General features: G+C 41.6%; 21 protein-coding genes and 4 pseudogenes. 8 read left to right on the top strand and 17 right to left on the bottom strand.

Annotated elements, in window-relative coordinates:
• Positions 1 to 88 precede the first annotated feature (88 nt).
• Positions 89 to 475, top strand: coding sequence for a YmaF family protein (locus ACZYRN_RS03070; protein WP_488910017.1), 387 nt, complete (start codon positions 89 to 91; stop codon positions 473 to 475).
• Positions 476 to 845: 370 nt separating this feature from the next.
• Here the strand turns inward: ACZYRN_RS03070 and ACZYRN_RS03065 are convergent, their stop codons facing one another.
• From ACZYRN_RS03065 to ACZYRN_RS03055, 3 genes are all read right to left on the bottom strand, one after another.
• Positions 846 to 2,666, bottom strand: a complete 1,821-nt coding sequence (locus ACZYRN_RS03065) for a LysM peptidoglycan-binding domain-containing protein (RefSeq protein ID WP_488910016.1) — start codon at positions 2,664 to 2,666, stop codon at positions 846 to 848.
• Between the two features lie 183 nt (positions 2,667 to 2,849).
• Positions 2,850 to 3,005 carry a hypothetical protein gene (locus tag ACZYRN_RS03060; RefSeq protein ID WP_488910015.1) on the bottom strand — a complete coding sequence of 52 codons (156 nt, stop codon included), beginning with the start codon at positions 3,003 to 3,005 and terminating at the stop codon, positions 2,850 to 2,852.
• A 16-nt stretch (positions 3,006 to 3,021) separates the two neighbouring features.
• On the bottom strand, positions 3,022 to 4,197 hold the full coding sequence (locus tag ACZYRN_RS03055; protein WP_488910014.1) for a DUF2325 domain-containing protein: 1,176 nt from the start codon (positions 4,195 to 4,197) through the stop codon (positions 3,022 to 3,024).
• 329 nt (positions 4,198 to 4,526) lie between these two features.
• Here ACZYRN_RS03055 and ACZYRN_RS03050 point away from each other — a divergent pair, with 329 nt between their 5' ends.
• Positions 4,527 to 4,802, top strand: coding sequence for a hypothetical protein (locus tag ACZYRN_RS03050; RefSeq protein ID WP_488910013.1), 276 nt, complete (start codon positions 4,527 to 4,529; stop codon positions 4,800 to 4,802).
• A 189-nt stretch (positions 4,803 to 4,991) separates the two neighbouring features.
• Here ACZYRN_RS03050 and ACZYRN_RS03045 read toward each other — a convergent pair whose 3' ends face one another.
• Positions 4,992 to 6,320, bottom strand: a complete 1,329-nt coding sequence (locus ACZYRN_RS03045; protein WP_488910012.1) for an RNA-guided endonuclease InsQ/TnpB family protein — start codon at positions 6,318 to 6,320, stop codon at positions 4,992 to 4,994.
• A 254-nt stretch (positions 6,321 to 6,574) separates the two neighbouring features.
• On the opposite strand from ACZYRN_RS03045, the gene ACZYRN_RS03040 reads away from it, so the two are divergent.
• Together ACZYRN_RS03040 and ACZYRN_RS03035 are read left to right on the top strand one after the other, a co-directional pair.
• On the top strand, positions 6,575 to 6,982 hold the full coding sequence (locus ACZYRN_RS03040) for a hypothetical protein (RefSeq protein ID WP_488910011.1): 408 nt from the start codon (positions 6,575 to 6,577) through the stop codon (positions 6,980 to 6,982).
• Between the two features lie 476 nt (positions 6,983 to 7,458).
• Positions 7,459 to 8,280, top strand: a complete 822-nt coding sequence (locus tag ACZYRN_RS03035) for a protein kinase domain-containing protein (RefSeq protein ID WP_488910010.1) — start codon at positions 7,459 to 7,461, stop codon at positions 8,278 to 8,280.
• Between the two features lie 771 nt (positions 8,281 to 9,051).
• Here ACZYRN_RS03035 and ACZYRN_RS03030 read toward each other — a convergent pair.
• Together ACZYRN_RS03030 and ACZYRN_RS03025 are read right to left on the bottom strand one after the other, a co-directional pair.
• Positions 9,052 to 9,351, bottom strand: a complete 300-nt coding sequence (locus ACZYRN_RS03030) for a hypothetical protein (RefSeq protein WP_488910009.1) — start codon at positions 9,349 to 9,351, stop codon at positions 9,052 to 9,054.
• 198 nt (positions 9,352 to 9,549) lie between these two features.
• Positions 9,550 to 9,906 (bottom strand): hypothetical protein, encoded by a 357-nt coding sequence (locus ACZYRN_RS03025; RefSeq protein WP_488910008.1) that lies wholly within the window; start codon positions 9,904 to 9,906, stop codon positions 9,550 to 9,552.
• A gap of 161 nt (positions 9,907 to 10,067) precedes the next feature.
• Between ACZYRN_RS03025 and ACZYRN_RS03020 the strand changes: the two genes are divergently transcribed.
• The gene (locus ACZYRN_RS03020; RefSeq protein WP_488910007.1) at positions 10,068 to 10,493 is read left to right on the top strand and encodes a CBS domain-containing protein; all 426 of its coding nucleotides are present in this window, start codon (positions 10,068 to 10,070) and stop codon (positions 10,491 to 10,493) included.
• 406 nt (positions 10,494 to 10,899) lie between these two features.
• Here the strand turns inward: ACZYRN_RS03020 and ACZYRN_RS03015 are convergent, their stop codons facing one another.
• From ACZYRN_RS03015 to ACZYRN_RS03000, 4 genes and pseudogenes are all read right to left on the bottom strand, one after another.
• Complete coding sequence (locus ACZYRN_RS03015) at positions 10,900 to 11,454, bottom strand: hypothetical protein (protein ID WP_488910006.1); 555 nt, start codon at positions 11,452 to 11,454, stop codon at positions 10,900 to 10,902.
• 28 nt (positions 11,455 to 11,482) lie between these two features.
• Positions 11,483 to 11,734 (bottom strand): hypothetical protein, encoded by a 252-nt coding sequence (locus ACZYRN_RS03010; protein ID WP_488910005.1) that lies wholly within the window; start codon positions 11,732 to 11,734, stop codon positions 11,483 to 11,485.
• Between the two features lie 141 nt (positions 11,735 to 11,875).
• Positions 11,876 to 12,731: pseudogene (locus tag ACZYRN_RS03005) on the bottom strand (RNA-guided endonuclease InsQ/TnpB family protein); the annotation flags it as partial.
• Positions 12,728 to 12,910, bottom strand: a pseudogene (locus ACZYRN_RS03000) (universal stress protein); the annotation flags it as partial. The pseudogenes ACZYRN_RS03005 and ACZYRN_RS03000, both read right to left, overlap by 4 nt.
• A gap of 127 nt (positions 12,911 to 13,037) precedes the next feature.
• On the opposite strand from ACZYRN_RS03000, the gene ACZYRN_RS02995 reads away from it, so the two are divergent.
• On the top strand, positions 13,038 to 13,556 hold the full coding sequence (locus tag ACZYRN_RS02995) for a hypothetical protein (protein ID WP_488910004.1): 519 nt from the start codon (positions 13,038 to 13,040) through the stop codon (positions 13,554 to 13,556).
• A gap of 413 nt (positions 13,557 to 13,969) precedes the next feature.
• On the opposite strand, the gene ACZYRN_RS02990 is transcribed toward ACZYRN_RS02995, so the two are convergent.
• The 7 genes and pseudogenes from ACZYRN_RS02990 to ACZYRN_RS02960 form a co-directional block, all read right to left on the bottom strand.
• Positions 13,970 to 14,197 carry a DUF3006 family protein gene (locus ACZYRN_RS02990; protein WP_488910003.1) on the bottom strand — a complete coding sequence of 76 codons (228 nt, stop codon included), beginning with the start codon at positions 14,195 to 14,197 and terminating at the stop codon, positions 13,970 to 13,972.
• A pseudogene (locus ACZYRN_RS02985) lies at positions 14,194 to 14,307 on the bottom strand (excalibur calcium-binding domain-containing protein); the annotation flags it as partial. The pseudogene ACZYRN_RS02985 and the gene ACZYRN_RS02990, both read right to left, overlap by 4 nt.
• A gap of 746 nt (positions 14,308 to 15,053) precedes the next feature.
• Positions 15,054 to 15,762 (bottom strand): annotated as a pseudogene (locus ACZYRN_RS02980) (IS6 family transposase).
• Between the two features lie 358 nt (positions 15,763 to 16,120).
• On the bottom strand, positions 16,121 to 17,386 hold the full coding sequence (locus tag ACZYRN_RS02975) for a glutamate-5-semialdehyde dehydrogenase (protein ID WP_488910002.1): 1,266 nt from the start codon (positions 17,384 to 17,386) through the stop codon (positions 16,121 to 16,123).
• A 15-nt stretch (positions 17,387 to 17,401) separates the two neighbouring features.
• Positions 17,402 to 18,517 carry a glutamate 5-kinase gene (proB, locus tag ACZYRN_RS02970; RefSeq protein WP_488910001.1) on the bottom strand — a complete coding sequence of 372 codons (1,116 nt, stop codon included), beginning with the start codon at positions 18,515 to 18,517 and terminating at the stop codon, positions 17,402 to 17,404.
• Between the two features lie 32 nt (positions 18,518 to 18,549).
• On the bottom strand, positions 18,550 to 19,380 hold the full coding sequence (gene proC / locus ACZYRN_RS02965; RefSeq protein WP_488910000.1) for a pyrroline-5-carboxylate reductase: 831 nt from the start codon (positions 19,378 to 19,380) through the stop codon (positions 18,550 to 18,552).
• 343 nt (positions 19,381 to 19,723) lie between these two features.
• Positions 19,724 to 19,876 carry an aldehyde dehydrogenase family protein gene (locus ACZYRN_RS02960; RefSeq protein ID WP_488909999.1) on the bottom strand — a complete coding sequence of 51 codons (153 nt, stop codon included), beginning with the start codon at positions 19,874 to 19,876 and terminating at the stop codon, positions 19,724 to 19,726.
• Positions 19,877 to 20,426: 550 nt separating this feature from the next.
• Between ACZYRN_RS02960 and iscB the strand changes: the two genes are divergently transcribed.
• Both iscB and ACZYRN_RS02950 read left to right on the top strand, forming a co-directional pair.
• Positions 20,427 to 21,707: an RNA-guided endonuclease IscB gene (iscB, locus tag ACZYRN_RS02955; RefSeq protein ID WP_488909998.1), complete on the top strand. Its 1,281-nt coding sequence runs from the start codon at positions 20,427 to 20,429 to the stop codon at positions 21,705 to 21,707.
• A gap of 105 nt (positions 21,708 to 21,812) precedes the next feature.
• Positions 21,813 to 22,712 (top strand): aldo/keto reductase, encoded by a 900-nt coding sequence (locus tag ACZYRN_RS02950; RefSeq protein WP_488909997.1) that lies wholly within the window; start codon positions 21,813 to 21,815, stop codon positions 22,710 to 22,712.
• Positions 22,713 to 22,875: the final 163 nt, after the last annotated feature.

The following is a 22,875-nucleotide window of genomic DNA, read 5'->3' as shown; positions in this document are numbered from 1 at the left end:
TACCTCATCTATTTTAATTGGGAGGAATTCATGGCTCTTACTTTCATAAAGTGTAGAAGAAGGATAAGAAAGGTGGCGAAAAACACATATGGAAATACCGGTTACTGGTTTGATTATGCACTCAGACGATTCAAATTCAGATTCCGGCCATTCTCACCACTTGTATATTACGACATGGAATGGCCGGCCCATACCCGTCCATGTCCACCATTTTTCAGGAGTGACCTCTTTTGATGCAGGACATCATCATTATTATGCTGGAACAACGGAACCTGCACCTACCGGAGTACCCCATACTCATCAATACTTTACGGTTACTTCATTTGATGATGGACACGAACATGAAATCCGAGGATTGACTGGTCCTGCTATTCCATTGCCTAATGGGGGACATTATCATACTTTTCAGGGGGTAACGACCGTTAACGGTTCTCATCCTCATTCTCATAAATATAGAGGCAACACGAGCGCCTGAACTGGATTTATAAAAAAGCTGTCGGAAAGGACCAACGGTTTGAGCCCACATATTTTAAATATGTGGGCTTTTTAATACAACATAATGTCCTTATGCTGCATTAGATTATGTATTTTTGTTTGTTTAGCCGTAAAAAGCGGAGATAACTCTGTTATTACAGTTTGCGGAGAAGATGATCCACAACAACCATCAGTACAACAACTACGGAAGGCGAAGAAGTGATAAAGAATTCATCATTCTTTTTATCGCAAATTAGATAGATATCGAAAAACAAACAGCCAGCCTGGAATCAGGTTGGCTGTTTCGTATGTGCAACAGAAATCATGAACGATGGATGAACGTTTCCCAAAATTGTCCTATGCCAGCGCTCTCACGGTAAAAAAATCAATGTTTCCGCGATTTCAGGAAGATGCTCCTTGTCTGCCCATAAGATAAAGTAATTGTACGTTGCCCCTCCGATGTCAACCGGCTTTGGATACTTGACAATCAAAGCTGCCTGGCCCTTCATTTCAGCGGGTTGGTCGGCAGAAGGAAAAATGGTGCATGCCTCTTCGTTTTGAATTTGCGTATGAACGATACGGGGTGTGGAGCCATAAGGCATTAAACGATGGAACGCTTCATTCTGGCATACTTCCTCCATATTTTGACCCGCGGAAATGGCTGAAATTTGAAAAAAGCCGTCAGCCCCTTCATATCTTTCATCGTTTACTTTTTGCCAGTGCGACGGATAGCGGAATTGAACGTTGTAAATCGGGTTCGTATAGGTCTTTCTCGGTACATCCAAAATCGGCAAAGGTGACCACTGCAGCGACATGATCCTCACGCCTTCGATGAGGCGAATGGGGACAGGGTGATGGAGATCGAGCATCCACATCTCATTGGCAAACTCCTGTTCCTTGCAGCCGGAAAGGTAAGCGATTTTTCTTCCACTTGGTGACCAAGTAACAGGTGTCGCAAAGCAATGGGAGATCGCCCCTATCCGATCATTTTCTCCTCGGCGTCCCACGGTTCGGATCTGCGAGAAAGTTCCTCTGTCATCAAAAGCGGTCGCGCTGTAAGCAATTTGCGAAGAGTTAGGAGACCATTCCGGGAAGTAATTTTTGGCGAGCGGACCTCCTTTCACTTCAAACACATGGCCTGTTGAAAGCTCCACGGTGTGAATAATAGAAATACTCGCACCAGGCGTTGTATAAAGCGCAAACGTGCCATTGGAAGATAGACGGGCATTATGGAGAGGACCGTCTGTATTTCTTGTGATGGGCTGTTTACCCGTTCCATCTGTTCGCATACGGAATAGCTGGCTTATGCCTGATGCATCTGGTGCTTGAAACAGCAGTTCCTCACCGTTTGGAAACCACCCGACATCGGATGCACCAGGCTGCCTAATGCTTTTCGCTTCGTGCAGCGTGACGTTATACAATATAATCTGATCTCGCTTTACATAGGCTAATCGCTGGCTGTCCGGCGACCAATCTAAATGAGATTGCGCTTCTTCTTCCAACTGATCAATACGGGCTATAGATCCGGTATTGATTGAAATGACGTAGAGAATTCTGTTCTTTCCTACGAAAGCGATTTTACCGCTGTCTGGCGACCACACCGGTTTCGAGAAAGAATCCCCTAATTCGTTTGTTAGCTGCACGTTCGTTCCATTTTGAGGATTGTATAACCAAATATCATCATGTCCGCCGCGATTCGATGTATAGGCAATGAGTCCCCGGTCACCCGGAGGAGCGTAAGGAATAATTAATCTCATCCCTGGAAAAATAATAGAGGATGGAAGTTGATTAACCTGCCGGATCAGCTCGTGCTGACTTTGTCCTCCCGTTGTCACGTTATAACGCCTTGCTATCTGAAACAGCGTATCGCCAGGTTGCACGACATAGTAAGGGACACCGGGCGGAATATTCAGCAGCTGACCGGTCTGTAGGGTGTAAGGGGGCTGAAGCCGGTTCGCTTCAATGATCACGGATGACGGCACTCCATACATTTGAGAAATCTGATTGACCGAATCGCCCGGCTGCACGCGATATGCATTAACGCCTGGTGGAATTGACAGCTGTTGGCCGATAAAAATCGTATATGGAGGCATCAAATTGTTTGCGGCAATCACGGATTCGACTGGTAGTTCCCATCGTCTAGCTATCCGATACAACGTATCACCGGGACGAACGGTGTAAAAAAATTGCATCCTTCTCACTTCCCTCTAATGAAATAATCGTTCAGCGAAGAGACACAAAGTGGTGCAGGCAATAACGACCTTCCCCGCTCTGCCTATACGTCATGCTATTCGCATAGGCACAGTGAGATTCACCAATCAGAGGAAAAGTGATGTTTATCTTCCCTAAAAAAGCCAAACAAAAAGAGCTCTTTATTAGAGCCCCCCATAATGCGTATACACATACCAAATCCCCAAAACCACCGCCGCAAAAAAAGCCAATCGGACTAATTTTTTCAAAAGCCATACCGCGATCAGCACAACAAGCAGGATAATGAGCACTGTCCGCGTTATCATTAACAGTTCCAACATCCTGTCCACTCCTTTTTCAAATGGTTTGAATGATAAAATTTTTCAGCTGCCGCTCAAATCCGCTGACGCCCGTTGTATTTACATATTCAAACGGGACACCGTATTTGGCTGCTGCTTCTTTCGCTTTGTAGTAAAGCGAATGGCCCGCAAAACCATGCATAAAAAAAACGACGTCTGCCCGGCTCACTGCACCTTCGACGAGTGTCAAATCGGTTTCCGATACAAAATCCATCTTTCCGTTGTATTTATGGACCACTTTTTTAAAGTGGCGCACTTTTTCCCCGCCGATGAAAGCGACAACTGCTCCATGCAAATCAAGAACAGGCTCCTCCTTCTGTCCATCTGTTTTACGTTTCAAGGCGCGAATCATGAGCGCTTGCTGCTCCAATCTATCGGTCAGCTGCCTCACGACGTCATGACAGATCTCGCACTCTTCTTGCAGCATCTTCCCTTCCTTCTCAGTCTCTTCTAAAAAAGAATCGAATTCTCGTTGCAGATCCTCTTTTTCCTTTTGCAGCAATAGAACTTGTTCCGTCAATTTGGCTATTTCGCGGTCTTTCTCCCCATCCGCCCGTTCATGTTCATTATGTAGAGGACGAGGTGGAGCTGCCTCCTGGTTTCTTTTAAAAGCAAAGACATCATTTGGAATATCACTGGCAAATGTCAACAGCTCGATCTGCACGTTTACATACTCAAGCGGAGCGTAATTAATAAAGGAATCAATCCAATCGGGGCGCTCGTCGTTTAAGGCCGTGAACAAGATGGAGGCCGGCGGCAGTTCGGCTAATGCCTCTGTCATCGTCTCCTCTTGCCGCAACGCAACAGCCGCTTCACGCACAGACAATGAAACGATTTGTTCGAGGCGCGCCCGTACCGTTGGCTTATGGTAATGCCGGTACAGCCGCTCCATTACGCCCGTCACTCCTTTCTTTTTATCTTTATCGGTCAATTGAATACCGAACGAGCCAAGTACACCCGCCCGTTCACTCGGTGTCATTTCAAATAGACTCTGTCTAAAGATATATAACTTGACGGCGTCGATTTCCTCCAGCCAAAGCAGCTGCCAATACTTCTTTATTTCCTTTATATAGATGGGATAATCCGCTCCACTTACGTCGACCCCTTGTTCTTTATAAGTAAAAAGCGCGCTCACCGTTTGTTTCAGCGCTAAAAAATTTTCATCGTTTACCATTTTTTTCATCCCTTCAAAAAAAAACGCCCCGGACGTTATCCAGAAGCGTTCAGAACTATTACATGCGTTTATTTTGTTTCATTATTTGTACAATGGTTGTCTGAACATCTCTTCCGTTTTCAAAGAAAGCAATCCGTATAGATGTATTGTATCATGCTCCATGTGTATTCTACAAACGATGCTCTTTTCGTTGATTTGGATAATGAAAAGAAACAGACATTCCCACCATTACGGGATTCAGGCTCCTTCTGCTGGAAATGAATAAAAACGACCTTGTTTTTGCATAGTAAAGGCGTACGATCATCAAAAAACGAGAGGAGGATTTTGCTATGATGGATCATACGCAAGTAAGCTGGAAAAATGAAAATGTCATCTCTCAATTACGTAATTCGGTCGACAATGTCACAACAGCTGTACGACAAGCGCAGTCACATCCTACTCCGCAATTGATCCAACAAGCGCAAAATACGATGGAGCGGGCAAATAATGCGCTCACTAATGCGCGGCAAAACAGTGAGCACCCGGAACCGATTCAAAGACTTCAAGAACAGTTACAGGAAAGTAAAGAGCAATTAGAGCAATTGCAGCTAGTAAAGAATCCATAAAGAACAAAGAATCATCAAAATCAGAAATATTTCCATCTTTAGACTGACCACTCCCATGGCTGAAGCCATGGGGTTCTTTTTCGCAAACATCCCACTTATATTCTTTCATCGAAAGAGGCAGAGGCGAGACTTGGGCGAACAACTCTTGAGAAAAAAAACAGTCTTTCAAGAGGGCAAGGTCTGTGCCAACTACGCCATCTCACTGGCGATACGTTTTTCTTTTTTCGGCTGATCGTTTGGATGTTTCATTTTTTGTCTTTGTTCCTCTGACAAAAACCGTTTATACCAAACGGGCTGCTTGTAGACAACCGATAATAGCGGTTTGACGTCCATGTGGTGTTGTTTACGGGCAATGTTTTGCGCGCCGTTGACATCACGGTGGATTTCTGTTTGGTGAACAGAACAAGTGAAATTTCGTCCTTTGGCATGGTGCCGACCACCGCAAAACGGACAGTCTTGTGACGTATAGCTTTCTTCTGTTTCTTCCACGTTGATACCCTTTAACTGCGCTTTATAGGTGAGTTTTTGTTTGATTCTCCCTTGATTCCACAGCGACAATTGTTGCCTTCTGACCTTCTTATTCTTTCGTTTCTTTTCCGCCTTCTTCTTCGTGTTTTTCTCGATGCCTGATACATTCCCAATCACAAAGTTCGTGACGCACTCTTCTTCTAAAAACGCCACTATTTCTTTGGTTGTCTTATGTTCCAATTGTTCAAGCTGATGTTTACTTTTTTGACGAATACGACTTTTCGCTTGCCGATATTTTTTCCATTGGTTCGATCCTTTTTTGCAGCGAGACATTTTCTTGCTCAAATCTGCTACTGCTTTGGCGCGAAATTGGGAAAGACTGCGCATCGCCCGTCCTGAAACTACTAAAGCTTTGTCCTCCGTTGCCACCGTCACCGCATGAATTTCTCCTAAATCACCACCGGCTACTTTACCGTCATACGAAGAGAGATCTTTTTCAGGAACTTGAACGGAATAACAAAACCAGTACGCTCCATTTCGCCACACAATTTCCGCATAATTGCAGTTTTCAAGATTTTCCTCGGACCGATTGGGAATGATGACTGCCTTGTTTTTCTTCGGAACCTTTTCCGTCCACGCTTTCTTTTTTGTTAACAAGTCTGAAAGAGCGTATCCATATTCGGCTTTCTTGATCGTGATGGTCTCTTTGAAAATGGTCATGGACGCTTTTTTTAACGGAATACAATAATAATATTTTTTTCGCCACGGATATTTGGCTTTTTTATCCGTTTTTCGCAGCTGTCGGATGGTCTCACGGTTCGCTGCGTATTTATCCGCAATCGCTTGAACCGTTTGAGAATGAAGATCGTAGGTTTGTTTTCGGATGGCTTGAATCTCTGTTTTACTCAGCCACTTTTTACACGTGAAATAATAAGAAGTCGCTTCCCGAACAATGTCATTCCAAACAGAAGCGGCTTCCCGTTGCATGATCCTTAATTCATCGTATACGTTTGGATCATAAGGAATTCGAAAGGAATGTGTGACAAACATAGTGGTGCCCCCTTCCTCGCTTGATACGCTCATCATAACAGAATATATGTTCTGTACACAAGAGATAAGCGTTGAAAAAACAAAAAATTAGAACGATTAACATGCCAAAAGACACACCTCGTTCGACCTCACTCTCATCCCATGTCTAAAGACGATGGGCTTTCCCATTCGGAAAATCTGTAAGATACGGTTTAAATTTTAAAGCAATGGGGAAGCTACATACTAATTCACATTTACTAAAGGAGTATACTTATATGGATTTTAAGTGGAAAAAGAATTTAATCGTGAGCGGAATGGCGGCTGCCTTAACGCTTGGCGGATTAGCCGGTTGTGCAGACGGAGAAGATCAGGATAATGGAGTAAATGATGGTGAAGTTGATGATCAGTTAGATCAAGAAAACAATCCTGTCGATGAAGACGGCGGTACAAATGAGGAAACTGATCAAGACAATGGGGTAAATGATGGCGTTGATCAAGACAATGGAATCGATGATGGCACAGTCGATGATCAGCTTGATCCAGAAAACAACCCGGCTGATGAAGGCAACGAAAACAATGATGGCCTTGATCAAAACAATGGAATCGGTGACGGAGAAATCGATGACCAGCTCGATCCAGATGAAAATGCTCCAGAGGGACAAGAAGAAAAGGAACAACAATAATACACAAATCCGGAGAGAAATTTTCATTCTCTCCGGATTTTTCTGTTTTATCAGCTCTCTGACTGCTTTTGTATACGATAAATGCTCTTGATATTAGAACCTTTTTATCGCCGTTACACATGTCCTCTGCCGGCATTTCCCCCCCTTAAATATAAAGAAAAGAATCCGTATAGAATAAGGATGGGCCGAAGGAATAGGCTCAAAAAAATGGCACCCGCCGCCTGACGGATGCCGTATATGTGAAGAGCCATCGCTGGCCCGTACTGTAGTGTATTACTCGAGAACGTCTTTCGAAACGGCATAAGCCCTTATAGCTGTATATACAGGAAATGCACGAAACGAAAGTCAGCATGCTTTCCAACCTAAATGCTATAAAATTCAGACGGCTATTTTCCTTCGTGTATACTTAAGACATCTACAAGTTTGATCATGAAAGAAGGTTAAGCTATCTGTCATCTCCTAATTTAAAAGAAGAGGTGAGAACAATATCCATTTTACGTTCCATTCGAAAAATATATCAATTTTTTGTTGATGTGCCCATGAAAGAAGGAACCATTTTAAAGGATCAATACAGCGTGTTGAGTGTGATAGGAACAGGAAGCTATGGGATGGTGTATCTTTGCCGTGACTTAAAAACAAACGAGAAAAGAGTAATCAAACAGCTACGGCCGAGTAAACGCCGTAACCAAAAAGAGGTGGAGCTATTTGAAAACGAAATCTCTATTTTACGTTCGCTGCATCATCAAAATGTGCCCTTATTATATGAACATTTTTCAACTGACAGCTCTTTTTTTTATGTCATGAGTTTCATTGAAGGGGACAACCTGGAAGATCAGATTTTTTTAAATAAGAAAACGTTTAACGAGCAAGAATCTCTTCTCTTTCTCGCTCACCTGCTCGAATTAGTGGCTGATCTGCACGAAAAAGGCATTTACCATCAAGACTTGCGTATACCGAATATTTTACTTAAAAATAAGAAGCCTTTTTTAATCGACTTCGGTTTATCCAAGCAAAGCCTCTCTATAGATCGAGCTGGTTCTTTCCATACAGAACAACATATTCTAGAGATGAAACAACAGGATTACTACGATTTAGGCGAAATCCTTTTATACTTGCTTTACACGACCTATTCATCCAAAAACAAAAAAGCTCTTCCCTGGACAGAAGAACTTTCTTTAGAAAAGGAAACTGTTCACTTGCTGAAAAGATTGTTAGGAATCATAGAACCGTATTCAAATACGGAAGACCTGTCAGCCGATCTGCATGCGGCCATTCAGGTGAACAAAAACGGCCATTAACCGCCTGTATTAGCTGCTGCTCCGGCCCTTTCGTTTATAGCGGTTACTTCCACTCATCGGAGATCGTTTATATCGCTGGCTGCTGCTACTGCTTCCACGATAATGACGATTTCTTCGGTCACTGCTGCTCCCTCCACGGTAACGGCCATGTCGCCGTTCACTGCTCCCGCCGGAGAGCTGCTTGATTTGTTTCATGATTTTTTTAAACATTTGTTTCCCTCTTTCTTTTTTAGAGCTTGTTTTTGATTCTGTCTAGTCTAACACAGATAAACCCGTTATCCCAAGAGAAGCCAATGGTGTATTCCATTCCCCATTTTTTGTCTACTATATGCTACTAAAATACATATTATTTTCTCTCCATTTTCTTTTTTCATTCGTCTTCATTTATCATGGAGATTCAGCATGGACTGGCAGAAAAACAAGCCGATGCCCCGCTTTTAATCAGAACAGCCCCCTAACCAGTCAGTACTTTACCTAAGAGGACTTAAAAAAATTTGAAATGAATGCATGACAAACATATTGGCCGTGCTCCTTTCTCGCTTTATAAGTCCACCACAGGCGAATATGCGTTCATTTCGCAAGTGATATGCGTTAAAAAACAAAAAAAGACGAACGATTGACGGGCCATAAGCCACGCCTCGTTCGACCTCACTCTCATCCCATATCTAAAGATGATGAATTCAGGGATGTGAACTCGTCAAAAGAATTATTTTGATTCGAGTCACGCATTGTTTCATCCTATGCATTTCAAATAGACGATGTCGGTGTCTCTTATTCCGTGACCGATTTATGTTTGGCTGCACTTGTTAGCAAGAAGAACGCAGAGGCAAGATGCATACCTACGCCGACAACAGGAATCCACCCGACGATGGATGTGACAATCCCTAAGATAGAAGCTGTTTTGTTGGTTTTTTCTTTCGCACTGTAAAACAAAGCGAACATGTGTAAAAATAACATAATAACAAGCGGACGCCACTCCCATGATACGACAAATGCAAGACTGATGTAAGGAATGCCCAAAAGAGCCTCAAGACCGCCTGTTGTCCACTTTAAACTTCTTGATACCAACACTCCATCACCTCCAATTCCCCTCTTATATTCATATATGAGAAAAAGTAAAGGTTTATACGAAACAAGAAGCAGATGGTTTTCTTGTCGGTTTTCTATATGTGGATTTGGCTCTTGTTCGATTCATTCTATTGTATCCAGCAGTGACTGTCACAACATATTTTAATATGTTAGTAATTAGAACAAAGAGAAAAAAATCATTTAAAACCTTTTAAATGTGCGCACGGATCTTAACAAGCTAATACAAGATGTAGACCTTGAGCTAATCCGCTTATACTCCAGTATTTGCATACGGCGTTCCGCAAAAACATCAAGCAATCTTCCTGCTTTGAGGTCTTTTAATGCATCACGACTTGCTTCATTTGTAGCATTTAGAAGCATTCTGCAAACATAATACGTTTCGGGAGTTGTGGACGAATCACCTATTTTCCGCTTTAAAAATTTTTCCAGAGCAGTCATTCGCAATACCCCTTTTCTTTTTAGAGATACCGTTTCTTTAACTGTTTTGAAATCTATTATAATAACATTTCCCCGTTTCGGTTGTTTTGAATCAATCATTTTTTCAGCTTCTACGTCATTTGTACACAGTATACAAGTAAAATACCTTTGCAGCGGCTTAAACCATTCATACATCGATAGCGATAGAGGGAGTAGTATTTTTTGTTTTAGAGGAAATTAAACGGGTATAAAAGTGAATATTACAAGAAGGAGGTATTGTTATGAAGGTATCAGAAGTAATGACATCTAATGTGGATACTTGTACCCCTCAAAGCTCTTGCAATGAAGTTGCAGCTATGATGAAAGATCTGAATGTAGGTTCCATTCCAATTTGCGAAAATGAAAAATTAATGGGTATCGTTACCGACCGTGATTTAGTGATAAGAGGACTGGCAAATAACATGCAGACTGATACAAGAGTTTCCGAATTGATGACTGATGAGATCATAAAAGGAACAAAAAATATGTCTATAGAGGAAGCAGCAAGTTTAATGTCTAATCATCAAATACGCCGACTGCCAATTGTGGAAAACGAGAAACTTGTCGGAATTGTATCCCTTGGTGATATAGCTGTAAATAACCAGTCAAATGAAAAAGCCGGCAAAGCCTTGGAGGATATTTCTCTTCCAGCAGAACCTAATAAATAAAGAGATAGGATCTGTTTTCCCTAAAATTCATATAAGTAAGAAAAGACTCTAGCGTCAAACTGCCGTTAGAGTCTTTTTTCTATTTTAGAATATATCTTAGTTAAGGTTGCAGTATAATATCGTAAGAATAAACAGGAATATTTTCATAACTGCTGTCTTAAAAGCCTTACAGCAGCTATTTGATTTTCAGGATAAGTGCGGATTCCATTACTCCCCCACTCCAATAAATTTTCACCTTTTGACCTTCTTCAAAATTTGCATCTATTGCTCTATTAATAAGAGGTACATCGTAATACGATCCTTCTGATTCAAAAGCTTTTGATCAATTCCTAGTCTGAGATCGATACTTCTTTCCGCCTCCATTTAACTTCTTCATTTGCGTATTTCATCGTTCTTTTCTTTCCCGTTACCCTTTTTTCCTGAAATAGAGCCAGCTAAAGAATGCTGTCACTGCAACAGCTATTAAAACAATGAATGCTTTGTCTTGCCCTGTGTTTCCTAGGTTAATCTGCTCTGCAGGTGTCTGCCCTTCACCAAGTATGGCCAAATCTTCTTGTGCAGCACTGATTTCAGTTGTTCTACTGCAAATAATGGCAGTCAGTTCATTCGAGCCATACATGTCAGAGTCATTCGCATACACTAAATACTCTTGGCCTTCTTTGAACTCATAGCCACAATCCCCGCCGCCATTCCCTGTTGTAATCTTCACTTGGGGGTGAGCAGCACCCTTCCATGTCTCGTTGACCTCGAAAAGAACAGACTTTGTAAGAAGGCCGGTTATGCTTTTTTTCTCTTCAATCTCTATGACTTTTCCGCTGAACACCGCTTTCGAAAGGGAAAATTTTTCTTTTACACCTGGTGGTTCAGCACAAGAACAGGCTACCCCATAAGAAGGGAAAAAGGTCATCACCGTACTGAAAACAAAAATAATTAATGCAGCGAAGCCAAATCGTTGTTTCATAAAAACACCTCCAACTTTTCTGGATTGCTCACTCAGTTCGATGAATTTCAAGCTGCTCTATTCCGAAACAAGGATTCTCCACCGTTTCAAAATCGTTAATTTCATCTCGGATTTTTTCGGGATAAAGTGCTAAATCGATTGGACTGCGATATTTCAATTCAAGCGCTCCATACTTTTTCAGTGTCATCATAAAGTGATGGATCGCTGTAAGAAGCTCCGTTAAAAATTCTGTTTTGGGTAAAAAGCCCAAAACTTCATTATGATTTTCTTGAACACACATTGGAACCACCGTGTAGTGAACTACCCGCCACTTATTCAACCTTCCGGTCTAATTGAAGTGGGGGCTTCTCGACTTATCGTTGCTTTTACTAGCCAACGAAAACGGACCGAGCTAACCCTCTTGTTCCAAGAGTTTTTTCCTTTATACATACGCCCATAAGCGTATGCTTTCATTTTTGATATTGATCGCTGAATTGTGGTCACGGTCTGCTGTATATCCAGAACATTGGTAGATGCGTTCAGATAGGTGTATACTCTTTTCTATTCCACAATTCGAACACTTTTTCGTAGAAGGAAACCACTTATCAATTTTGATTAGTTGTTTTCCTTGTTCTTTTAGTTTGTAGTCTAGATATGTAGTGAACATGCCCCATCCGTTGTCCGATACACTTTTACCAAAGTGAAGTGCTTGTATACCTTTCATGTTCAAGTCCTCAATGGCTACGGCATCAAAGTTCACGGCTAATTCTTTGGACTTGTGATGGAGAAAGTTTTTTGCGTTGGTTCGTTACTTTTTCATGCAATCTTGCTACACGTATATTTTGCGTATTCCAATGTTCAGAACCTTTTGTGCGCCTTGAAAATACTCGTTGAGCTTTCGCTAATTGGTCTAACATTTGACGATAGAAACGAGGATAATTGGCTCTCTTCCCCTCGCTGCTAACGTACAATTCAGCCATTACAAAGTCTAATCCAACGACAGTTCTCACTTCTTTTTGCACGATTTCTTTTTCGTATTCATTCAAAATAGATACATAATATTGACCAGTAAGTGTCATGGAAATAGTACATGACTTGATAACATGGTCTGTTGGTATATCTCTATGTTGTTTGATCTTCACCATTTTAAGTTTAGGCAATTTGATACGACCGTCCAGCAACATAATATTTCCATTAACCGCATTCGTTGTATAAGATTTTCTATCTTTTTTACTCTTGAATGTTGGAAACCTAGCATGGCCACTAAAGAAATTTTTGTAAGCAGTCTGCAAGTTCAATTAACTACTTTATGACTCACGCTGCCTAATCCCATTTCTTGCAATGAATTAAGGCCACGGCCTCCTATAACGACTAAATCAAATTTCCCCTTACTTTTGTAGTCTACAATGGTAGGAGCAGGTTCTCCACGCCATATTTTAATTTGATAAGGAAGGTTATTGGCTTTTAACAGCTCTTCCATGTAATAGTTTTAGCGTGTAAGATGCGTGTTTTGCCGGAGTTACTTTGTATGCAGGCAACAGCCGTTTCGGATCTATCCACTTTATCATAAATTATATAATGATACGCAGAATGGAGAGATGTTCATGAAAGAAAAGCAAAATCAACAGAAACAAACGCCTCCTGGACTAGAGCGAGGATTGCTTACAGAATTTGACGGAAGTGTCACTCCTACTCCTATTATGATCCCTATTCAATTTGAAAATGAAATTACTCCAGCTACTTTAGGGACCGCAACGCTGTTTGTTAATGAGGCAAGTGACCGTATATTGCTGCATGCGACCATCCCTTGGGGTATTCCCGATGTAGAGGATGTTTTATCGGAAGCAATAGAACTACAGGCCAAGTTTGAAATTTTCCGTAATGATGTATCTATTTATAAGTTAGGAGACAGCATTTCCGGCAGAAGCGACTGTACTTTAAAAAGAATCACCAGTATAACTTTTCTCGATATCAATCATCCAATCGGGTTACTTGAATACGAATTAAAGGTGACAGATTTGTGCGGGATCGTTCCAGAAGAATTGGATCTCACATTTGCTACTGATTCAGAGGTCATTTTCACAGCTGCTGAAATCGAAGCCAATCATCCGACAAATCCATGAATATGACTCATTTAGGACGAGTGTTTGGTGACATTCGTCTTTTTCTTGTCCGGCTATAACTCTGCATCCTTAATTCTATTTCTGTTAACACAACAATGGCGATCAATGGTGCCGGAATGGATTTAATAGCAATAGAATATGGAAAAAATAATGGCGATTGTTTCAAACGTAAAATGAAATAATTATGACACGTCAATTAATGGCGTGTTTTTTCTATGTCATATTTTGTGTAGAGTAAAAAATGCGAAATGTCGCTGTACCCTATATAAGGGAGTGACGATTTTTCAAATACTAATAATTACTTAATTTTTTTGCTTCTTTTTTCTTCAAGCCACGTTTTTTCATTTCCATTTTTACTATGGATAAGTATTTCTTAATTTCAATGTACTTATTGAGATCATAAAATTTAACAACTATACTTTTATTGCTTTTATTTCCTCTTTAATACTCTCCATTTCTTTCTTTAAAAACGTAATCTTCACACCAGCATCAGACAATTCAATTCTTACCAAATCCCCTTCTTTTGCTGCGTAACTAATTTTTTCAACAGCTATTAACTCTTCAATCGATTCATCTTCTCGCCAGAGTAACTTTGCGTGACCTTTTTCAATAGAATCAATCGTGTAAATGCCATTTCTCATCGCTCACACGCCCGGCCGTCGTTATCACGGTCCATTTTATCCTGATAAGCAGGATGCCCCTTAGCTACGCCGTCTGGATATACTTTTCGAAGTTCAGTACAGTTGGCGAATCCTGTTTGAACAGGTGGTTCTAGATTCGGTTCCGGTTCAGGCGTTGGCTCTGGTTCCGGAGCTGGAATAGTTCCTAAATTATCTTGTTCAAAGTAATTTGATGTCGGTCATCCTCAGCCGTTTTGATAGCATACAAATCTTCCGTAAGATCTTGTTGTTTTTATTATACAAAAAAGCCTGTAGACACCGTCTTCATAATGAAGACTTTGTCTACAGGCTGAACAAGGACATTCCCCTGAAGACAGGGATACCCTTGTTTTATATCATCTACCGTTATTAAAAAAGGACAGGAAAGAACCAGCCTGTCTTAACATATTGATTCCATTTGATACATTCCCTACATGTGTCATAACCTGATTTAGATTGTTCCACATACTAGGAGTTTGTTGCCCTTTATACTCGTTTTGGCCCTGTCTAGGATATAGACCGGACGGATAATATCTAGGCGGGCGGGACATTTGTCTAGGATAAGGCCGGTATGGTTTAGGACCGGGATTTGGAGGATAAAACGGCATTCTTCACCACCTCCCTTCTTTTAACTGATTTTAGATTAAATCTCGCAAGTGACCATTTTGCTCTCCATACTACTTATATTTTTATCATATGAAAAAAAAAGCCATAGATTGACTGGGAAAAATTCATTTATCAAATCTTTATTTACAACTACACATAATACTTCTAGTGGTTCTGGTGCGAAAATAATTTGATAAAAAGATAGAACCTATATTACCCGCTAACTTGCGAGTTATGATGCTATGCCGAACAACTTATGTATGAATTCAACTTCATTTTGGACAGACTTCTCTCCTTGGTGAACTTGCCCTTTTTTTATCATATTGCATCGCTTCAATGCCACTCAATATATAAGTGGCTGTTTTATACGACTTGAATCCCAACATAGAGCGCACACGTTTCTTAATGAAACGGTGATCTTGTTCTGCTATATTATTGAGATATCTAACTTGTCTTATTTGTATGCCTTCCGGCATACGTTTTTCCTCTTTTAACTCTTTAATTGCTACAGGATAGGTTGGATTCTTGTCTACTGTTATGACACGAGGTTTAGAAACATGAAAAGACCGCAAAGCTTTCTTAAAGAAGCACTTTGCAGCTTGTTTGTCTCTTGTTTTACTAAGGCAAAAATCAATCGTGTTTCCTTTGGAATCCACTGCACGATATAAGTACATCCATTGACCTTTTACTTTGATATACGTTTCGTCGACTCTCCAAGAGTCATTTGTTGGTCGAAGATGACGCCGTACTCTTTCATCTAATTCCGGGCTATATTGATGAACCCAACGCATAATCGTTGTGTGAGCCATCGATAAGCCCCGTTCTTCCATCATCTCCACCACATTACGAAAGCTCAATTTGTACCGCAGGTACCACCTCACTGTTAACAAAATAATGTCAGGCTGATAATGTTTCCACTTGAATAAATTTTGCTTTTTCATACTGATCACGCACCTTTTTTAAAGTAATAGTATCAGCATGTCCAAGATTTAAAGATGATTTGCAACTGTCCCTAAGTTTTTGCACCAGAACCGCCAACATCCTTTTACTTCATTTGTTTTTGGATCATTCTTTGCTTCCATTAGCGATTGTACTTGTCATCTTTCATTGTTATTTGCTGTTTATACACTGGATGAGCTTTAAAAGTATTTTTTTAAAAAACCACTCGCCTAATTATCACCGTATATTTCTTGTATCTGGTTTTTATTTATTGCAAGAAGATAAGTGAAGAATAAAAAAGACTTGCAGACCGTTTCTTGTCTGCAAGCCGAATTTTTGTCACGGCAGAAGGTGTATCAATTAACGTACTTGTCCGTCTCCGCTCATCATATATTTAATTGTCGTCAGAGCCGGCAGCCCGACTGGACCCCGGGCATGAAGTTTCTGTGTAGAGATGCCGATTTCCGCACCAAAGCCGAGTGCTTCTCCATCGGTAAATCGTGTTGATGCATTGTGGTAAAGAGCGGCAGCATCGACCTCGGTCATAAATATCCGGGCGGTTTCTTTATTTTCAGTCGCAATCGCCTCTGAGTGCTTCGTTCCGTATTGATTGATATGATCAATCGCTTCGTCCATGTCTTCTACGATTTTCACAGCGATATCCAGGCTTAAATACTCACTTGCCCAGTCTTCTTCATTCGCCGGCATTGCTTGCGGAATTACATTCACAGCTGTTTCATCGCCGTGAACAGAAATGCCATGTTTTTGAAAAGTCTCAATCAGCACTTCTTTATTTTGTTCAAGCCATTCTTTATGAATAATGACCGTTTCCAGCGCATTGCAAACAGCCGGACGATCCGTTTTAGCATTGACTAAAATGTTCAACGCTTTCTCCGTATCCGCTTCAACATCAATATAAAGATGACAGTTTCCGACACCTGTTTCAAGAACAGGCACCGTGGCGTTATTCACGACTGTGCGGATGAGCGAACCGCCGCCGCGTGGAATAAGCACATCAATATGCTCTTTCATCGTCAGCAGCTGCTGAACCGCACTTCGGTCAGTCGATTCAATAAATTGAACGGCTTCTTTCGGAATGGCTGTCTGCTCCAGTGCTTGATGCATCACACGAACGATCTCTTTATTGGAGAAAAGAGCAGATGATCCACCTTTTAATACGATGGCGTTGCCTGATTTTAGCGCAAGCCCTGTCGCATCAGCTGTCACGTTTGGACGGGCTTCATAAATCATCCCAATAACGCCAAGCGGAACACGCACCGCTTTGACATCCAGCCCATTTTCAAGCGTCCAGCTTGATGGCACGTCTCCAACCGGATCTGGCAGGTCAGCCACTTTCCGAAGACCACCGGCAAAACCGAAAATACGGTCTTTCGTTAAGGCAAGACGATCCATAAATGCTTCGTCATATCCTTGCTCACGTCCGTTTTGTAAATCTTGTTCATTTGCCTTTAAAATAGATTCATATTCTGCTTCCAATTGATCTGCTATATAAAGCAATGCTTTATTTTTCTTTTCTGTCGTAATGCCAGCTAATGTTCTTGACGCTTTTTTCGCTCGTATGGCTTGCTCGGTGATCTCATGTACGTTTTCTTTTACTACGTTCATATCGGCCTCCTTGTATTATACAGTTATCGGAACGGAAACCTCTGGATGATGGCAAACAAATCGGCTGCTGTCAATAGCGGTTCTGTCCTCATATTTCTGCTGTTTCTCACTTAACTGTTCAGATGAATAATTAATAATACCCAATCCTATTTCATTGCTGTTCACATCTTTAATGCTGACGACTTCCCCGTTTTCAAATGATCCTTTAACGGCATAAATATCTGAAACGAGCAGGCTTTCACTTTGCTCTAAGATACATTGGCCGCGTTCCACTTCCACCACTACTTCTCCTTGCGGGCCTGAGTGAAACGCAATCCATTGCTTTTTATAATCAAGATTTGCCGTTTCGTCATTTACTTCAAAATAGGTTCCCTTCGCTTCTTGGCGGACAGCATCGGTCAAAATGTTTGTTTTGCCTGCTTTGCCCAGAAATGAAGGAATACCGGATGCCATAGCGATTTTCACCGCTTCAATTTTCGACTTCATCCCACCCGTGCCCACATCGCTGGCAGGTCCTCCTGCAGCCGCTTCAATTTCCGGCGTGATGTCACGTACACGCTCCAGCCGTACAGCTGTCGGATCTTTCGTCGGATCGGCATTATAAAGACCGTCGATATCGGATAAAATAGCAAGCATATCGGCACCGATCAGTCCGGCCACTTTTGCGGAAAGTGTGTCGTTATCGCCAAATTTCAAATGATTGACGGCCACCGTATCGTTTTCATTCACAATGGGGATAATGCCGCGTTCAAGCAGCACAGACATTGTGTTTCTAACGTTGTGATAACGGTCTTCATCAGAAAAATCATCCCGTGTGATTAACATTTGAGAAGCTGTGTAGCCATGGGATAAGAAGAGATTCGAATACGTTTCCATTAAGAGAATTTGGCCAATAGAAGCAGCCGCTTGTTTTTCTGGGAGTGTATTTGGACGCTGCAAAAACCCGAGCTTGCGGTATCCGGCTGCTACAGCCCCCGAGGAGACGAGGACCACTTCGTAGTTTTGATCTTTTAATTCTACAATCTCATCAACTAGTTTTTCGATTTTCCTGCGACTAATTTCACCATGTTGGCTTGTCAGGGAGTTGCTTCCGATTTTCACAACTACCCGTTTTCCTCTTGCTTCTGTCACCTAACCACTCCTTTTTGTCTTTACACGTGCTCTCATTTTGCGGAAAATTGCTGACTGATTTCTTCGGACCGTTTTGCCGCTCCTTTTACCGCCTGATAAATCGCTTCTCCGCCGCCAAAGGCTTCCAGCGCATTTAATCCTGCATAGGTCGTGCCGTTTGGTGAGGTTATTTTTTCACGCAGCTCGGCTGGTGTGTTTTGCTGCATCATGATCATTTTAGCGGCACCAAGAAGTGTTTGAGCACCGATTTCCCGGACTGTTTCTGCATCAAAGCCGCCTTCTTTGCCGGCTTTCTCAATATGTTCCATTAAATAATAAAAATAAGCCGGACCGCTTCCCGCAATGCCTGTAAAAACGTCCATTTTTGCTTCTTCAATTTCATAAACTGCGCCAATACAGCGCAATAATTCTGAAGCTTCTTTCATATTCTCCATTTTCGTATAACGGCCTGAGGAAATGGCCGTTGCCGATTCTTCCGTTATGGCTGATGTATTTGGCATCGCCCGAATCACTTGCTGTCCCTCTTCGAAATACGCTTCTAAATGAGATGTTGTTATTCCTGCGATTACGGATAAAATCACTTGATCCGTCCGGATACGCTCCTTTAATGATTGAAGGGCCGTATCCGCATCTTTCGGCTTCATAGCCAAAATAAAGAAATCGATTTGATCAAAAGGCAAATCCCCGCTTTGCATCGCTCTTATTCCATATTTTGCTTGAAGCGCTGCCCGTTTTTCCTGATTGCTGTGGTTTGTAGCCATAACGTTTTCCAGAGCCAATTGTCCATTATGTACAATGCCCGCGATCATCGCTTCCGCCATTGAACCTGCACCTAAAAACGCGACTGTTTTATTTTTCAGCATCCCGCTCTCCTTTTTGTGTTCGTATTTTTTTCTTTTTTGTTCGTATTTTTCATGACGGTTCCCATGGTAACATGCTGAATTTTGTTGTCAAGGGAAGCAGACTGCCTTTGCCTGCGCGTCAAAGAAAAAGGGACACACGCTGATCAAAGACCGCTAAGCAAAAATGACAGCGCTTTATTCAGCATAAGCATGCAGGGTAGCTCGCCACTAAAAAAACGCCTTTTCCGGGGGATTGGCACCGAAAAAACGCAAATATCAAAAAATTATATTTTTTTTCATAAAGACATTATTTGTCCGTTTATTCCAAGATCCGGCGCAACAGATAAAGGTTGAAATGTTGATGTTATAATAAGAGAAGGATTATCAATAGTCCGGCCCTTACAGGGGTTTCGGATATTGGCTTAATCACCGCAGTATTTCCTGTTGCAAGAGCCGGTGCGAGTGAGCGTATTGTTAGATGGAACGAGAAATTCCATGGGCCGATGATATCCGCCATCTACGTGAAGCCACCGTAAGAACTCCTTTAAATAGAAAAAATAAAAAAGAGAGCCCTATGAAAGTGAGCGTCCTCCATACTCAGCATCTATAATATCCTCCCTTTTCTTCTTTTACCTTTATCTTAAACAGCACTCCTTATCTTTCCTTATTAAAAAGTTTGTTTTCTTCTGCGCATAAGAAAATAAGAGGTTTAATTGATAATGCATTTTACTTCCACAACAAAAGGAGGAAAGGTAAAATATACATAGTTAAATTAAAGAAAACATAATGAATCATCTTTTCCCAACTAGTCAACTACCCACCACTTATCGATCTTACGACCTGATTGAAGTGGGGGCTTCAAAAGCCTTTAGTTGTCTAGCCTACGTTTTTCGCAAACGACGTTGGTTTGGTTATCACACCCTCGGATGATACCCTAGTCCGTTGCTCTGTGCAGGCTCTGTAAAAGCTCTGATGGGTAGGAGCGGTCAACTTGATTGGGCGGTTTTACCGCAAAGCCTTACCAACATTGGCGAAGGGTAACAAACTCTAAGAGGAGGGAACACGTTATGCTCGTGTTCGTCATGAATAAACAAGGTGAAGCTCTTATGCCGTGTAAGCCAAGAAAAGCAAGACTGTTATTGAAACAAAAGAAAGCGAAGATTGTATCATACAAACCATTTACCATCCAGCTGCTCTATGGAAGCAGCGGCTACAAACAGGATGTACATGTCGGTGTCGATTTAGGCGCAAAGCATGTTGGCATCGCCATGACGAGCGAAGATAGAGTACTGATCAAAGGCGAGATTGAATTACGTCAAGATGTCAAAAGTTTGCTAGATACGCGACGCACTTATCGAAGAAGCAGACGGCATCGAAAGACTCGCTACCGGCAAGCGCGCTTCTTGAATCGTGTTTCATCAAAGAAAGAAGGGTGGCTTCCCCCAAGCATTCAAAGCCGAATAGAAAATACATTTTTTTGGATAGATCGTCTTTGTTCACTTGTGCCCCATCCCAAGCTAATCATGGAAGTGGGAAAATTCGATGTGCAGAAAATGATCAACCCTGACATTCAAGGTGTGGACTACCAAAAAGGGCAAACATATGGGTATTATGATGTTCGATATTTCGTGCTGGCAAGAGAGCGCTATACGTGCCAAGTATGTAATAAAAAAGGACAAATTCTGAACACGCATCATATCGTTTATCGCTCTCACGGTGGAACAGATCGGGCAGATAATTTGGTGACGGTTTGTACGGATTGCCATACGTACGACAATCATCAAAAGGGTCAAATTCTGTACAAGTGGATGATGGAAGGAAAGAAGCTGCCACGTTACAAAGAAGGCACCTTCATGAATGTATTCCGCAGGCGGGTATTCACTAAGTATCCTGATGCGGCGTTCACATACGGCTCGATCACCACACCGAAACGGAAAGAACTGGGATTAGAAAAGACGCATGCAAATGATGCGCTAGCGATTAGTGGGATACATGCCATCAAGAAGGATGCCAATGCGATGTTCAAAATCAAACAGTTTCGTAAAAAGAAACGCTCCCTGCATGAAGCAACCGCAAGAAAAGGCCGTACAACGAAGAATATCACGAGTAAGCGAAACGAGAAGAATACGAAACAGCTCAAAGGGTTTTATTTGAATGACAAAGTGAGGTTATTTGGGCGAACAGGCTATATTACTGGTTTCACGGGAACAAGCGGTGCTTATGTCAAGACAATTGACGATGAGTATATCACGATCCCGGATAAGAGCTACAAACAAGTGAGTCTAAAGGAATTGACGGTAATCCGTCATAACAGTAATTGGCAGTATGAACAAAAAGCTTCTGGCTAACGCCAGCCGACATTCATCCCCCACCTTCAATGGGCCGCGCCCGTACCATTTAGATGTGGGAGACTTCTTTCAGAAATCAGGTTAAAAAGAAAGGGGAAATCTTCAATGAGTTTACTTACTGAAAAAAGAATGGCGGAAATAAAGAATCACCTAAAAAAGCGGATAGTAACTTTGCCTGATAGCACTTTCCTTCCTAGTTTAGGTCAAGGGACTTGGCGTATAGGAGAAAATCCCAAATTGAGAGACAAGGAAATTAAAGCCTTACGCTTAGGGTTGGAACTCGGGATGACGCTAATTGACACAGCGGAAATGTACGGAAATGGGGAGTCTGAAGAAGTAGTTGGAGAAGCAATCAAAGGACTTAGGGAAGATGTGTTTTTAGTTTCTAAAGTTTATCCTCATCATGCCAGTTTAGATATGATTTCAACAGCTTGTGAAAACAGTTTGAAACGGTTAGGGACAGACCATTTAGACTTATATCTTTTACACTGGAGAGGGCGTGTTCCTTTAGCAGAAACGATTGAAGGGATGGAAAAACTGAAGAAAGAAGGAAAAATTTTAAGGTGGGGAGTATCTAACTTTGATACAGATGATATGAACGAGTTATGGAATACTCCAAACGGGCGAAATTGTATGATAAACCAAGTACTGTATCATCTAGGGTCCAGAGGAATTGATTTTGATTTATTACCTTGGCACCGAGAACAGGATATGCCCATTATGGCCTACAGCCCTCTTGCTCAAGGAGGTTCTCTAAGAAGCCAACTGATAAGCGATCCAATTATCAATGAGATGGCCGCAAAATACAATGTCAAACCTTTGCAAATCGCACTGGCATGGGTACTACGTACGAATGATGTCATTGCTATTCCAAAATCTGTACAAGAACAGCATGTAATCCAGAATGCTGAAGCAGCTACGATCCAATTTACAGAAGAAGACTTAAATCGTCTTGATGACGTTTTTCCAAAACCTCGTAAAAAAATGCCTTTAGATATTATTTAAATGTTAGGCTAGATCATGAAAACAGAGCTATCCCCGAGCTCTGTTTTTTATCACGTTTCTATTAAGCATTAGTGTCGTTCTTTTTTAGGGGCCTTAAAAACAACTCATTCGTGCCAGTGCAGATAGACTTCACCGATTTGTCTTCCTCTCTTTCACCATTTCT

The sequence above is a fragment of the Domibacillus sp. F004 genome (genome assembly GCF_057814295.1).
Note: the sequence above shows the minus strand (reverse complement) of the source record. Positions and strands in the feature narration are given on the sequence as shown.

What these genes read in the sequence shown, in the direction of transcription:
- ACZYRN_RS02975 (WP_488910002.1), bottom strand. Translation starts at nt 17,386, where the DNA reads ATGAACGTAGTAAAAGAAAACGTACATGAGATCACCGAGCAAGCCATA.
- ACZYRN_RS03040 (WP_488910011.1), top strand. Translation starts at nt 6,575, where the DNA reads ATGGATTTTAAGTGGAAAAAGAATTTAATCGTGAGCGGAATGGCGGCT.
- ACZYRN_RS03060 (WP_488910015.1), bottom strand. Translation starts at nt 3,005, where the DNA reads ATGTTGGAACTGTTAATGATAACGCGGACAGTGCTCATTATCCTGCTT.
- ACZYRN_RS03050 (WP_488910013.1), top strand. Translation starts at nt 4,527, where the DNA reads ATGATGGATCATACGCAAGTAAGCTGGAAAAATGAAAATGTCATCTCT.
- ACZYRN_RS03070 (WP_488910017.1), top strand. Translation starts at nt 89, where the DNA reads ATGGAAATACCGGTTACTGGTTTGATTATGCACTCAGACGATTCAAAT.
- ACZYRN_RS02990 (WP_488910003.1), bottom strand. Translation starts at nt 14,197, where the DNA reads ATGAGAAATGGCATTTACACGATTGATTCTATTGAAAAAGGTCACGCA.
- ACZYRN_RS03055 (WP_488910014.1), bottom strand. Translation starts at nt 4,197, where the DNA reads ATGGTAAACGATGAAAATTTTTTAGCGCTGAAACAAACGGTGAGCGCG.
- proC (WP_488910000.1), bottom strand. Translation starts at nt 19,380, where the DNA reads ATGCTGAAAAATAAAACAGTCGCGTTTTTAGGTGCAGGTTCAATGGCG.
- ACZYRN_RS03010 (WP_488910005.1), bottom strand. Translation starts at nt 11,734, where the DNA reads ATGTGTGTTCAAGAAAATCATAATGAAGTTTTGGGCTTTTTACCCAAA.
- ACZYRN_RS03065 (WP_488910016.1), bottom strand. Translation starts at nt 2,666, where the DNA reads ATGCAATTTTTTTACACCGTTCGTCCCGGTGATACGTTGTATCGGATA.
- ACZYRN_RS03020 (WP_488910007.1), top strand. Translation starts at nt 10,068, where the DNA reads ATGAAGGTATCAGAAGTAATGACATCTAATGTGGATACTTGTACCCCT.
- ACZYRN_RS02960 (WP_488909999.1), bottom strand. Translation starts at nt 19,876, where the DNA reads ATGGCGGATATCATCGGCCCATGGAATTTCTCGTTCCATCTAACAATA.
- ACZYRN_RS03015 (WP_488910006.1), bottom strand. Translation starts at nt 11,454, where the DNA reads ATGAAACAACGATTTGGCTTCGCTGCATTAATTATTTTTGTTTTCAGT.
- ACZYRN_RS03045 (WP_488910012.1), bottom strand. Translation starts at nt 6,320, where the DNA reads ATGTTTGTCACACATTCCTTTCGAATTCCTTATGATCCAAACGTATAC.
- ACZYRN_RS03025 (WP_488910008.1), bottom strand. Translation starts at nt 9,906, where the DNA reads ATGATTGATTCAAAACAACCGAAACGGGGAAATGTTATTATAATAGAT.
- ACZYRN_RS02995 (WP_488910004.1), top strand. Translation starts at nt 13,038, where the DNA reads ATGAAAGAAAAGCAAAATCAACAGAAACAAACGCCTCCTGGACTAGAG.
- ACZYRN_RS02950 (WP_488909997.1), top strand. Translation starts at nt 21,813, where the DNA reads ATGAGTTTACTTACTGAAAAAAGAATGGCGGAAATAAAGAATCACCTA.
- iscB (WP_488909998.1), top strand. Translation starts at nt 20,427, where the DNA reads ATGCTCGTGTTCGTCATGAATAAACAAGGTGAAGCTCTTATGCCGTGT.